Annotated in this window: 13 protein-coding genes; 5 read left to right on the top strand and 8 right to left on the bottom strand. The window is 66.7% G+C overall.

From position 1 onward, the window contains the following. Nucleotides 1-615: IS5 family transposase (locus DRB17_RS05405; protein ID WP_114581154.1), on the bottom strand; the 615-nt coding region annotated here is incomplete at its 3' end. 376 nt (nt 616-991) lie between these two features. Here DRB17_RS05405 and DRB17_RS05400 point away from each other — a divergent pair. Next, entirely contained in the window at nt 992-2182 is a 1191-nt protein-coding gene (locus DRB17_RS05400; RefSeq protein ID WP_114581153.1) for an MFS transporter, read from the top strand. Nucleotides 2183-2402: 220 nt separating this feature from the next. On the opposite strand, the gene DRB17_RS05395 is transcribed toward DRB17_RS05400, so the two are convergent. The 4 genes from DRB17_RS05395 to DRB17_RS20520 all read right to left on the bottom strand — a co-directional run bounded on the left by DRB17_RS05395 (nt 2403) and on the right by DRB17_RS20520 (nt 5452). Beyond that, nucleotides 2403-2786, bottom strand: coding sequence for an ImmA/IrrE family metallo-endopeptidase (locus tag DRB17_RS05395; protein WP_277738564.1), 384 nt, complete (start codon nt 2784-2786; stop codon nt 2403-2405). A gap of 156 nt (nt 2787-2942) precedes the next feature. Beyond that, on the bottom strand, nt 2943-3452 hold the full coding sequence (locus tag DRB17_RS19855) for a hypothetical protein (protein ID WP_147274817.1): 510 nt from the start codon (nt 3450-3452) through the stop codon (nt 2943-2945). A gap of 282 nt (nt 3453-3734) precedes the next feature. After that, nucleotides 3735-4625: a class I SAM-dependent methyltransferase gene (locus tag DRB17_RS20525; protein WP_206607789.1), complete on the bottom strand. Its 891-nt coding sequence runs from the start codon at nt 4623-4625 to the stop codon at nt 3735-3737. Next, nucleotides 4622-5452, bottom strand: coding sequence for a TrmH family RNA methyltransferase (locus DRB17_RS20520; protein ID WP_206607788.1), 831 nt, complete (start codon nt 5450-5452; stop codon nt 4622-4624). The genes DRB17_RS20525 and DRB17_RS20520 overlap by 4 nt, the downstream gene beginning before the upstream one ends. Before the next feature lie 129 nt (nt 5453-5581). Here DRB17_RS20520 and polX point away from each other — a divergent pair, with 129 nt between their 5' ends. The 3 genes from polX (at nt 5582) to DRB17_RS05370 (ending at nt 9009) form a co-directional block, all read left to right on the top strand. After that, entirely contained in the window at nt 5582-7300 is a 1719-nt protein-coding gene (gene polX / locus DRB17_RS05380; protein WP_114581150.1) for a DNA polymerase/3'-5' exonuclease PolX, read from the top strand. Nucleotides 7301-7492: 192 nt separating this feature from the next. Beyond that, nucleotides 7493-8278 carry an Fpg/Nei family DNA glycosylase gene (locus DRB17_RS05375; protein ID WP_114581149.1) on the top strand — a complete coding sequence of 262 codons (786 nt, stop codon included), beginning with the start codon at nt 7493-7495 and terminating at the stop codon, nt 8276-8278. An 8-nt stretch (nt 8279-8286) separates the two neighbouring features. Next, nucleotides 8287-9009 carry an MBL fold metallo-hydrolase gene (locus tag DRB17_RS05370; RefSeq protein WP_114581148.1) on the top strand — a complete coding sequence of 241 codons (723 nt, stop codon included), beginning with the start codon at nt 8287-8289 and terminating at the stop codon, nt 9007-9009. 30 nt (nt 9010-9039) lie between these two features. Here the strand turns inward: DRB17_RS05370 and DRB17_RS05365 are convergent, their stop codons facing one another. After that, nucleotides 9040-9423 (bottom strand): c-type cytochrome, encoded by a 384-nt coding sequence (locus DRB17_RS05365; RefSeq protein ID WP_114581147.1) that lies wholly within the window; start codon nt 9421-9423, stop codon nt 9040-9042. A 155-nt stretch (nt 9424-9578) separates the two neighbouring features. Beyond that, nucleotides 9579-10235: an SCO family protein gene (locus tag DRB17_RS05360; protein ID WP_114581146.1), complete on the bottom strand. Its 657-nt coding sequence runs from the start codon at nt 10233-10235 to the stop codon at nt 9579-9581. A 168-nt stretch (nt 10236-10403) separates the two neighbouring features. Here DRB17_RS05360 and DRB17_RS05355 point away from each other — a divergent pair, with 168 nt between their 5' ends. Further along, complete coding sequence (locus DRB17_RS05355) at nt 10404-11393, top strand: cobalamin biosynthesis protein (RefSeq protein ID WP_114581145.1); 990 nt, start codon at nt 10404-10406, stop codon at nt 11391-11393. 7 nt (nt 11394-11400) lie between these two features. On the opposite strand, the gene motA is transcribed toward DRB17_RS05355, so the two are convergent. Then, nucleotides 11401-12273 carry a flagellar motor stator protein MotA gene (gene motA, locus DRB17_RS05350; RefSeq protein ID WP_114581144.1) on the bottom strand — a complete coding sequence of 291 codons (873 nt, stop codon included), beginning with the start codon at nt 12271-12273 and terminating at the stop codon, nt 11401-11403. Nucleotides 12274-12351 lie beyond the last annotated feature (78 nt).

Here is a 12351-nt window from a genome sequence, read left to right as displayed (position 1 = left end):
GTTGACGTTGGCCGGCGTCGTGACGACCGCGCGGATCAGGCCGGAGCCCTGGTCGACGCCGACATGCGCCTTGTAGCCGAAGCGCGCGCCGCCCTTGCCCTGGCGCCTGGCGAAGCGGGCGTCGGGGTCGGCCGCCGGCTTGTCCCCGCGCGACCGCCGCGCGGCCTGGGTCTCGATCAGCGTAGCGTCCAGCATGGTGCCCCGCTTGACCATCACCCCCGCCGCCTCGAGCTGGCGGTCGAGCTCGGCGAACAACCGCTCCAGCAGCCCGGCCTCGATCAGGCGCAGCCGGAAGCGGCACAGCGTCGTGTGGTCGGGGGTATCGTCGTCCAGGCTGAGCCCGACGAACCGGCGGAACGACAGCCGGTCGCCCAGCGCCTCCTCGATCTCGGGATCGGACAGCCCGTACAGCGACTGCAGCAGCAACGCCCGGAACATCAACACCGGCGCGTAGCCGCCGCGCCCCGGCCCCGGATCCCGCAACCCTGTCAGAAGCCGCTCGAAACGCTCCCAGCAAACCAGCGCCGACAGCCGATCCAGCCGCCCCGGCCGGCCCACGCTCGCCGACTGAAACGCCTCGGCAAAGCTCAACTGACCCGTCCGCTTCAACGCCATTCCAACCTCACTGCGCCAACCACAAGCAGGGAATCACACCTCGCCCATTTCGCAAAGGTCCCGACGCCGGGGAGACAGCTCGCCGCAAGGCGAGCAGAGGGGCATGTGCCCCGTAAGGCGCCGGGAAGCGACTGGGGGCGGGGAAAACGAGACCGAGTTGTCTCCCCTTGCGTAAGGGGAGACGGGTCGCCGGAAGGCGGCCGGAGGGGCGTCCCCCAGCGGTTCTTGCAACCGGCCGCGCCGGGGACGCCCCTCACCCTTGTCTGTTTCGGGATATGGCAGGATGGATGTGCAAGCCCGGGCGCGGACTTGGCTCCTTCGGGGTGAACATCATATGAAGCAGCGCCCTGACGAACGGTGCAGAGTGAGGTACTCGATGACACCAGCGATTCGGCTGACGGCAGCCGGTTTTGTCGCCACCGCCGTGGCGTTCGGCCCCGCGCGTATGGGCTTCGGGCTCTTCCTGCCGGCCTTCCGGGAGGAATTCGCGCTTTCCACATCGACGGCTGGAATGATCGCGAGCGGGGGGTTCCTGGCCTTCCTTCTGGCGCTGCTGGCGAGCGCCTGGCTATGCCGGCGCCACGGCGAGCGCGTGTCCGTGATCACGGGCGCATTGGCGGCGGCGGCGGGCTTCGCGGCGGTGGCGGCGGCCGGGACATCCGGCCTCCTCGCTTTGGGGATCGCGCTTGCCGGCGCGAGCGCCGGCCTCTGTTGGGCGCCGTTCAACGACGCGGCCGAGCGCGTTGTGCCCGACACGGCCCGCGCCACCGCGCTCTCGGTGGTCTCGACCGGGACCACCTTCGGCGTCGCCGCCGCCGCCGGGCTCGCGCTCGCCGTCACCGAGGGGGCGCTGGACTGGCGCGGGGCCTGGGTCGGCTTTGCGCTCAGCGGCCTTGCGCTCGCGGGGATCGCGCTGGCGGGCCTGCCGTCGAATCGCGGCCGGAAGCCGGCCTTCGACGCGGGCGCGGCGGGCCCCAGCCTTGCTCGGCGCGCCGTCATCCCGCTCTACAGCACGGCGCTCTGCTTCGGCGTGACGAACGCCGTGTTCCTGTCCTTTGCCGCCGATCGGGTGGTGGCGGCGGGCGGGCTGCCCGGCCTGCCGGACGATGCCGCCTCGGCAGTGATCTTCCTTGGTTACGGGTTCTTCGGCGTGCTCGGCCTCTTGACCGGGCGGATCGAGGCCAGAACCGGCCTCGCCCCGCTGTTTTGCGCAATCTTCGCCGCGGCGGCGCTATCGCTCGTGCTGATCGCGCTCGCGCCGACTTCCTGGAGCGCGGTGCTCGCGGCCTCCGGGCTGCATGGCGTGGCGATCATGATGGTGAGCGCGGTGTTCTCGTTCTGGAGTCTGCGGCTGTTTCCCGGGCGCGGCACGCTCGGTTTCACGGTAACGTTGCTCAGCGTCGCGGCGGGCAGCGTGCTGGGTCCGGCGCTGGCCGGGCTGCTGGCCGCGGCTCAGGGACCTCAGGTCATGTTCCTCTCCGCCGCCGCCCCGCCGCTGGCCGCGGCGCTCTGGTTCGGGGCGAGGCTCCGGCGGGCGCGACCGCGTCTACCGCCGGTGGCGGGATAGCGACGACGCGGCCAACGGGCCGGGCCGGAGCGTGAGGGGCGTCTACTCTGCGCGATGTTTCGCTCGCTCCGGTATACCGCCAGCGATATCCATGCATTCCACTTCACGACAGTTCGTCGGCTCCCGGCCGCCGCGTCACCGCCCATCCTGCCAAAATTCAAAGACACAAGGGGGCTAAGGTGCGTTCCCGGTCACTCCGCCGACCTTACCCTGGGGTATTTTAAGGAATAGAAGGCCACGGAGTGTCTGAAGCGACGGGGCCTTCCTCACCGAATTCCACCCCGAGGAGGCCTTCCAGACGGATACGCATCGCCTGCTTGGACACCTGAAAGCGCTTTGCGACTTCGGATAGACTTCCAGTCTTTTCCCACTCTGCCAAAACCAGATCGCGTGGCATCAGAAGGCCGGCTGCGAAGCGGTTGGCCTCGGTCTCCTCGGCCTTGCCGATGGATCGATTGTAGAACCTTCCCTCCGGGGCGCTACGGTAGGCGCGGTTATCGTCAACGCCGTCGGAAATCAGATGCGCGTGGTAGAGGAAGTGTCCCAACTCATGCGCCATCGTGAATCTGCGGCGGAAATAGTGGTCTGTTTTATTGGCGGATATCTTGTAAGACCCATCTTCCGAACACTCGATCTGTCCGGCTATGTCCTCATCAATCCGCCTTCTTGTCGAGCGCGATACCTAAGTCCCTGATAATACCCTCGATGTTGACAGGAGGGCCGGAGTGTTCCCGGATAATTTTCTTAAAATCTTGCATTATTATTCCTCCCCATTGAATGATTCGGCAATATCGAGGGCATCCTGTTCGCTGATCGTGGGGTCAAAAACCATGTTATGCATGGCAGACCTGACAGCACTTTGCAGGAGGTGCGGGTTTTTCTCCAACGCCTTGGCCAACACCTGAGGGCTTATAAGATCAGGAAGAATATTCGTAATCCTGTCGCGTGCTTCTTCCTGTGCCGCATACATGGCTGCGCTCCTGACGACAAAGAAGCTTCCAAACGCCATTAGCGCCAGCGTCACCCCAAGAACGGTGAGCGAGACGGCAATAAGATCCAGGCGCCCCAATTCAGCCGCTGTTCTTACAGCATCTGATGCCACCGTGCATGTCTCGCAAGTCGGAACCCAGAATTCGTTTCCCGCGAAGGACACCGTCTTACCAGAAGGACCCACCGCAATGAGGTAACCAATCACGACTAACCATACAATATGTAGGCCGATTGAAACATATCCCGCCCAACTGGGGCGATGCAATTTCCTCTGCGACATACGCCTTCCCGCGCGGCGCTTCTTTTGTCGCGATACTATAACTTTCTATGCGAACTTCAACCCAATTTATAGTAATTTTGCTGGGTGTCGACGCAAAATCAAGATTAATGTGACGCACCAGCAGGTTTGCAGGCTGGAACGCGGGGTCAACCAGATAACGGCGGGGCGCCTTCACACGCTTGCGCGGGGGCTGTCGGTTCCGCCGGCTACGTTCTTCGACACTCTCGAGGGCGATGGGCTGGGTGCCGCGCCGTCCCGCCGCCATGCCCGGCTACGGCGGCGTTATCCCATCCACCGGCTGAAGATGGCGGAGGACAGCACGCGGCCCGCGTGGTCGCGCACCGCCATCTCGCCGCTTTCCAGCGTGCCCGGAAGGTCGGCCAGCGCCTCCGCAAGGCCGAAGTGGAGGGATTGGCTGGACATGCGGATGGCGTAGACGGTGGCGACCAGGAACAGCGGGTCGTCGCTCAGGACCGCGCGGCACAGGCTCAGCAGCTCGGGCAGGTCCTCGAACAGGCGCCAGACCTCGCCCTTGGTGCCGCGGCCGTACTTCGGCGGGTCCAGGATCACGCCGTCGTAGCGATTGCCCCGGCGCACCTCGCGGCGCAAAAACTTCAGGGCGTCGTCGCAGATCCAGCGGATCGGCGCTTCCTCCAGGCGGGCAAGCTCCTGGTTGCGGTTCGCCCAGGTGATCGCCTTCTTGGAAGCGTCGAGGTGGGTCACCTGCGCCCCCGCACGCGCGGCGATCAACGAGGCGACGCCGGTATAGGCGAAGAGGTTCAGCACCTTGGCCGGCCGTGGCCGTTCCTCCAGGCGCGCGGTTATCCAGTCCCACTGCGTCGCCTGCTCGGGAAAGACGCCGAGGTGCCGGAACGGGGTGAAGCGCGCCTCGAAGGCCGTGCCCCGGTATTGCATTTCCCAGGCCTGCGGCGGTTCGCCCTTGAACGACCAGCGCGAGGCGCTTTCGTCCGTGCCCTCGAAACTGGCGTCGGCGGCGTCCCACGCGGCGTCGTCCAGGGCCGGGCGCCAGATCGCCTGCGGCTCCGGACGGATGACCGTATGCGGCCCGTAGCGCTCCAGCTTCCGCCCGGCGCCGCTGTCCAGCAGGCGGTAATCCGCCCAGCCATCCGCCGTCAGCACCACCGGCGTGATCTCGCGATGCGCGCCCGTCATGCCCGCCGCCGGTCCTGGTTGTAGACTTCGTAGAGCAGCAGCGAGGCGGCGATGGCCACATTCAGCGAATCCGCCCGTCCCCGCATCGGAATCCTCACCAGCCGGTCGCACGCGGCCTCGTAGCGGGCCGGCAGGCCGGACTGCTCGTTCCCCATCAGCACGAAGGTCGGGCGCTCGTAACGCACCTTCTGATAGTCGACGTCGCCTTTCAGCGATGCGCCGACCATGGTGCCCCCCTGCCCGCGCCGCCAGGCCATGAAGTCGTCGAACGAGGCATGCGCCAGACGCTGGCCGAAGACGGAACCCATGCTGGCGCGCACGCCCTCCAGGGAATAGGGGTCGCACGACTGGTCCAGCAGGATGACGCCCTGCGCGCCGATGGAATCGCAGGTGCGCAGGATGGTGCCGAGGTTGCCTGGATCGCGGATCGCCTCCAGCACCGCCCAGCAGAAGTCGCCGCGCGCATCGATGTCGGAAAGCCCCTCCCAACGCTGCCGGAACACGCCGACGGCACCTTGCGGGTTCTCCTTTCGCGCGACCTTGGCGAGTACCGCCTCCGTCACTTCCAGGACTTGGCCGCCGCCGTCCAGGCACGCCTGCACCAGCCGCCGGCCGACGCGATGCTCGCGCATCTGCGGCAGGATCACCAGGGTCTCGATCCGGTGACCCTGATCCACCGCCTCGGAGAGGATGCGAAGCCCCTCGGCGATGAACAGGCCGGTCTGCTCGCGGTATTTCTTCTGGTGCAGGGCGCGCACCTCCTTCACCGCCGCGTTGGCGGGGGAGGTGATGCGCCTGATCTCGCTTGGCTGGGTTCCGGCTGTCATGGCGGCGCCATGTCTCCGCCATCCGCCGCCGGGCGTCAAGCCGCCGCAACGCCGGGGATGGTCCAAGCGTTTGCATTTCGCCAGACTCGGGCCGTGGAGAGCTTGCTGGCCGCCGGTCGGAGGTGCGCCGTGCCGATACACAACAGCGACATCGCCGAGCAGTTCGATGAGGTTGCCGACCTGCTGGAGATCGAGGGCGCGAACGCGTTCCGCATCCGGGCCTACCGCAACGCCGCGCGCACCCTGCGCGACCTGGCGCACAGCGTGGCCGGCATGGTCCGCGACGACGCCGACCTGACCGAGCTGCCCGGTATCGGCAAGGATCTGGCCGGCAAGATCGAGACCATCGTCGAGACCGGCAAGTTCCCGCAACTGGAAGACCTGAAGAAGGACGTCCCCGAAGGACTGGTCGATGTCCTCGGCATCGCCGGGCTTGGCCCGAAGCGCGTGCAGAAGATCCACGAAGAGCTGGGGGTCACCGATCTGGAGGGACTGACGAAGGCCGCGAAAGAGGGCCGCGTCCGCAAGCTGTCCGGCTTCGGCAAGAAGACCGAGGACAATATCCTGCACGAGCTGGAAACGCGCGGCAGCGGCGAGACCCGTACCCAGCGCCGCGAGGCCGAGGGCCGGGCCGAGCCGCTGGTCGATTACCTCGCCGGGACGAAAGGGGTCGACAAGGTGGTGGTGGCCGGGAGCTATCGCCGCCGCAAGGAGACCGTCGGCGACCTTGATATCCTGGTGACCTGCACGAGCGATTCGCCCGTCGTGAAACGCTTCGTGGACTACGAGGACGTGCGCGACGTGATTTCCAAGGGCGAGACCCGCTCGACCGTTATCCTGAAGAACGGCCTGCAGGTGGACCTGCGCGTCGTGGAATCGGCCAGCTACGGTGCCGCGCTGCATTACTTCACCGGCTCCAAGGCCCACAACATCCATGTCCGCAGGATGGGCCAGGACCAGGGCCTGAAGATCAACGAGTACGGCGTTTTCAGAGGCGACAAGCGGATTGCCGGCAAGACCGAGGAAGAGGTCTACGCCCAGGTCGGCCTGCCCTACATCGAGCCTGAGCTGCGCGAGGACCGCGGCGAGATCGAGGCGGCCCGGACCGGCAAGCTACCGGAGCTGATCGAGCTGGACGACATCCGGGGCAACCTGCACAGCCACACCAAGGCCTCGGACGGCGCGAACACCCTGCGCGAGATGGCGGCGGCGGCGAAGGAGCGCGGCTGGGCCTACATTGCCATCACCGACCATTCCAAGGCCGTGCGCGTCGCCAATGGCCTGGACGAAGACCGCCTCGCCAAGCAGATCGACGAGATCGACGCCGTCAACGACGAACTGGAGGGCATCACGCTCCTGAAGTCGATCGAGGTCGATATCCTGGAGGACGGCGGCCTGGACCTGCCCGACAGTATCCTGAAGCGCCTGGACCTGCGGATCTGCGCGGTGCACAGCCACTTCAGGCTGTCCCGCGACAAGCAGACCGAGCGGGTGATGCAGGCGATGGACAATCCCTGCTTCACGATCATGGCGCATCCCACCGGGCGCCTGATCGGCACGCGCGAGGCCTATGCCATCGACATGGAGCGGATCATCGAACACGCCCGGCAGACCGGCTGCATCCTGGAACTCAACGCCCAGCCGGAGCGGCTGGACCTGAACGACGCCCATTGCAAGATGGCCAGGGACGCGGGCGTGAAGCTGTCCATCGGCACCGATGCCCACACGACCGGGCAGCTGGACTTCATGCGCTATGGCATCGATCAGGCGCGCCGGGGCTGGGTGACGGCGGACGACGTCGTGAATACCCGCTCGCTGAAGGACCTGCGCAAGCTGGTGGCACGCTGATGGCCAGGACGGCGGACGGCAAGCCGGATTTCAAGGCGCACCCGAGAAGCGATTTCAAGCCGGTTGCGGAACTTTCGCGCGACGAGGCCCGGCGCGGTGACGCCCTTCATTCTGGGCACCGTTTTCCCGGCCCCGGCCGTTGCATAGAGTGTGCGGCCCATTCGTTTATGTACGACCGGGAGTGGACTGCCGATGCCCGAACTGCCCGATGTCGAGGTCTTCGCCAGGGACTTCGCCTCCAGGGGCCTGAACCGAAAGATCGAATCGGTCGACCTGCGCGACCCGGATCGCCTGCGCGGCTCGGCCCCCCAGGACCTGCGGGCCGCCCTCAACGGCTATGCCTTCGAGACGGTGAAGCGCCACGGCAAGGTGTTGTTCGTCAAGGTGAGCTGCGGCTGGTGGCTGGTGATGCACTTCGGCATGACGGGCTTCACCGCGTTCTACGACGATCCGGCGGATGAGCCGGGCCATGCGCGCCTGGTTGTGGGCTTCGCCGACGGCGGTTTTTTCGCCTTCGACAATCAGCGCAAGCTGGGCTGGCTGGAACTGACCGACGACGTTCGCGCCTACCTGCGCTCCCAGGGTATCGGCCCGGACGCGTTGGAGCTGGACGAAGCGGCGTTCCGGGAGGTGATCTCGGGCACGCGCGGCAGCGTCAAGCCCGCGCTGATGGATCAGGAAAAGATCGCCGGCATCGGCAACGTCTATTCGGACGAGATCCTGTTCCAGGCCGGCATCGCGCCGGAGCACAAGGGCAACCAGCTTGACGGCCAGCAGCTTGCCCGCCTGTTCGAGGCCACCCGCAACGTTTTGCGACAAGCCGTCGAGTGCCGCGCCGATCCGGCCCGGATGCCCGACGACTGGCTGACGCCCCGGCGGGAGGATGGGGACGATACCTGCCCGCGCTGCGGGCGCCCGCTAGAAACCTGCAAGGTGGGCGGCCGCACGGCGCACTTCTGCTCACACTGCCAAGCTTAGGTCCGGCGATGCGCCTGACGTTCCTCGGCACGCGCGCCTATATCGACATCGCCAAGCGCGGCCACCAGCGGCATAGCGCGGCCATGCTGGAACACCGGGGCGCGCGAGTGATGATCGATTGCGGCGAGGACTGGCGCGGGCGGGTATGCGACCTGAAGCCGGACGCCATCATCCTGACGCACGCCCATCCCGACCACGCCTTCGGGCTGAAGGACGGCGCGCCCTGTCCGGTCTACGCGACGCAGGTCACATGGGATTACATCGACGACTTTCCGATTGCCGAGCGGCGCACGGTGACGGAACGCAGGCCTGTCGAATTCCGGGGCATCGTCTTCGAGGCCTTCGGTGTCGAGCATTCGACACGCTGCCCGGCCGTCGGCTATCGGATCACCACTGGCGGGGAGGTGTTATTCTACGTCCCCGACGTCGCCTACATCCATGAGCGCGCGGCCGCGCTCGACGATGTCGCCCTCTATGTCGGCGATGGTGCCACGCTGGAGCGCCCGCTTATCCGCAAGGCGGACGACCATCTGGTCGGCCACGCCCCGGTGCGCCAGCAACTGACGTGGTGCGCGACGGAGGGGGTTCCCTCGGCCATCTTCACCCATTGCGGCAAGGACGTTGTGGGCCACGACGGGCGCAAGGTGGCGGGCACCCTGCGCGCCCTGGCCAACGCCCGCGGCGTCAGCGCGCGCTTCGCGCATGACGGGATGGAAGTCGACTTGGATTGAACCGGAGACGCTCCGTCGGACAGCCGTCCGTTACCGGGCCTGCCGTTTGAGGTAGTCGATCAGCGCGTCGCGGACTTCCGGATCCTTGAGGCCCGGATAGGTCATCCGGGTTCCGGGGATGAACTTCCTGGGATTGGTGATGTAGGCCGCCAGCGTTTCCTCGCTCCACACCACGCCGGATTGTTTCATCGGCTCGGAATAGCGGTTGAAGCTTTCAAGCGTGCCGGCCTTGCGCCCGAAAACGCCGTGCAGGCTTGGCCCGACGCGGCTCTCGTCCGGCTTGAGGCTATGGCACGCCCAGCACTGCTCGTAAGCCCGCGCACCCGCGTCGAAGCCGTCGATCAGGTCGGCCGTCTGCACGGCGCCACCGCCGAGCAAAAGACCAGCAAGCGCAAGCCCCAGCAACCGCTTCATTCCATCACCCCTATCCGGCTATCCATGCCGGCAGAATGCGCGCCAGACGGCGGAAACGCAATGCCTCGTCGCGCTATGGTTGGAGGTGTGCACAGGGGCCGAGCGGTATGGCCGGAGATGCAGCGACGGGAGAAGGTCGGTTTTTAAGGAACGCCCTATCCCTCCACCCCCGCCTGGATCAGATCCGCGATCTCCGTCGGGCTTGCCGAGGATGCCACGTGGTCCACATGGCGGCCGTCCGGTCCCATCAGGAAGATGTAAGACGAATGGCGCATCAGATAGCCCTCGTGGCCGTCGTGACCGGCCATTCCTTCTTCATCCATCTCCTCCTGGGTGACCTTCTCGTAGGAGACTTTATAGGCGCCGGCGGCGGCCGCCACCTGCTGCGGGTTGCCGGTCAGGCCGACAAGGCGTGGGTGAAAATTCTCGACGTAGGCCTTCATCCGGGAAAGGTCGTCGCGCGCCGGGTCGATGGTGATGAAGACCGGGGTGACCTGATCCGCCTTGCCCGGGCTTTTCCCGGCGACGTAGTTCAGCGCCTGCGTCATGGCGTTCAGCGTTGCCGGGCAGACATCGGGGCAGTGGGTGTAACCGAAGAAGACCAGCATATACCGGCCGCGGAAATCGGCGGCGGTCACGGTGCCGCCATTCGTGCTGTCGAGCTGGAAGGCGCCGCCGATGGCCTGGGTGTCGGGCTGCTGCCCGATGGAATCCGTTTGCCACATCTTCCAGCCGACGGCCGCCACCAGCGCCAGGGATAGCGCGATCGACACTGTCGCCACCGTGCGGGCGATGCGGGACTTCGGAAACATGGCGGTCAATCCGTATAAGGGCGACGGTTCTGGAGTTTGCGCACCAGATAACCGGATGGCAGCGGTGCTTCAAGGCGGACGCGGCGACGGGTCGCGGCACGCGGGGCGGCGCGTTTTCGAAGCGGCACATTGACCCGGCACACGCAAGTGGCGAAAACTGCGCCCATCATGGACCTGCCCGCACCCATCGGCGCGTATGGCGCCGCCGACCCGCTGTTCCTGCTGCTCGCGGCTCTCGTTATCGAGGCCTATGTGGGCGATCTTGCCGCGCGCTTGCCCAGGATTCCGCATCCCCGCGCCCTGATTGCCCGGACCACCGGGGAGTTGGAGCGTCGCCTCAACCGGCCGCAGCGTAGCCGACGGGCCCTCGTCCTTCGGGGCGCGGTAGTGGTCGTCGCGCTGGCGGCATTGGCCGTTGCCGCCGGGGCGGGGCTGGCCATAGCGGCGCGCGAGCTGCCCTTCGTCTGGGTCCTGGAGCTGTTCTTGCTGATCTCGCTGCTGGGGCAGAAGCTGACCGGGCAGAAGGCGGCCAGGGTGGCCGACAGCCTGCGCGACGAGGATGTCGAGGGGGCGCGCCATCACCTGCGCGCGCTGGCCGGGGAACGCATGGACCCGCGGCGGATCGATGCGCTGGACGGGCGCGGAATCGGCCTTGCCGCCGTGCGCGGTATTGGCACGCGCTTCGGCGGTGCGGTGGTCGCGCCGGTATTCTGGTTCGTGTTGCTGGGCCTGCCCGGCTTGTTCCTGCAGCAGAGCGTGCGCGTCGCCGCGACGGTCCTGGCGACCGGCAACCGGCCGGGCGGCGGCGGCTACGACCCGGCAAGCGAGGGCGACTTCGCCTTTCCGGCCGTGCGACTGGATTCGGCGCTGGAGTGGATTCCCGACAAGCTGGCCGGGATTTTTCTGGCGCTGGCCGCGCTGTTCGTCCCGACGGCCCGCCCCGCGATGGCGGCGAAGCGGCTGTTGAAGGCGCGCTCGTGGGCGATTGCCGCGCTCGGTGGGGCGCTTGGCCTGATGGCGCGGGCCGACGCCGCGCCTTCGCCTGCTGCGACGGCCGGCACGACGGAGGTTGCGAGAGGCCTGGCGCTGTTCACCGTGGCGTGCCTGTTGAACGCCGGCACGGTCGGCGTCCTGGTCCTCCTGCGGCACGCGATCTGAACGCCGGTTACGCGGCTTCCCGGGGCAATTCGTTGACCGCCTCGTCGATGTCGTAGAACGACGGCTGGATCGGGGTGGGGACGTTGCCGCGGCCGACCTCGACGGCGACCTGCGGGGCATAGCCGTGCGCCATGCCGACGAGTACGTCCTTGATGACCGAGTAAAAGCGCAACTCCTCCTCGCTGACCTGCTTCATGCGGTTCGCGAAGGGGCCGACGACGCCGTAGGACAGGAACACGCCAAGGAAGGTGCCGACCAGCGCGCTGCCGATCAGCTCGCCCAGCACCTCCGGCGGCTCGTTGATGCTGGCCATCGTCTTGATGACGCCCAGCACCGCCGCGACGATGCCAAGCGCCGGCAGGGCGTCGGCGACGGTCGTCAGCGCGTGGCCCGGCTCCAGAGCCTCGTGATGGTGCTTTTCGAGCTGCGCGTCGATGTAGTCGTCGATCTGGTGCGGATCGTCGAGATCCAGCGTCATCATCCGCGTGGTGTCGCAGATCAGGCTTTTCGCGAAGTGGTCCTTGAGGATCTTCGGGTACTGCGTGAAGATCGAGCTTTCCTCGGGCTGCTCGATGTGCGCTTCGAGGCCGAGGTTACCCTTCTGCTTCTGCAGGCGGGCCAGCGAGAACAGCAGACACAGCAGGTCGCGATAGTCCTTCTCCGACCACTTCGGGCCGCGCATCGCCTTGCCGAATCCGCCCAGCGCCCGCTTCACCACGCCGAGCGAATTCGCGACGAGAAGGCTGCCGGCGGCGGCGCCGCCGATGATCATGAACTCGAACGGCAATGCGTGCAGTACGATGCTGAGCTTGCCGCCCGCCATCGTGTAGCCCCCGAAGACGCAAACCACGACGACGACGACCCCGATGATCGAAAACATGAAAACCCTCCTCGAACGCCCGCCGGGGAACGAGGTAGCGCAAACATGCTGAACATTCGGTAAACCCGGCTGGCCGCC

Origin of the sequence: Ferruginivarius sediminum (assembly GCF_003344765.1) — a bacterium.
In the GTDB taxonomy this organism is placed as follows: Bacteria; Pseudomonadota; Alphaproteobacteria; order Kiloniellales; family Rhodovibrionaceae; genus Ferruginivarius; species Ferruginivarius sediminum.
The sequence above is the reverse complement of the archived record's forward strand: the minus strand, read 5'-3'. Positions and strand labels throughout refer to the sequence as shown.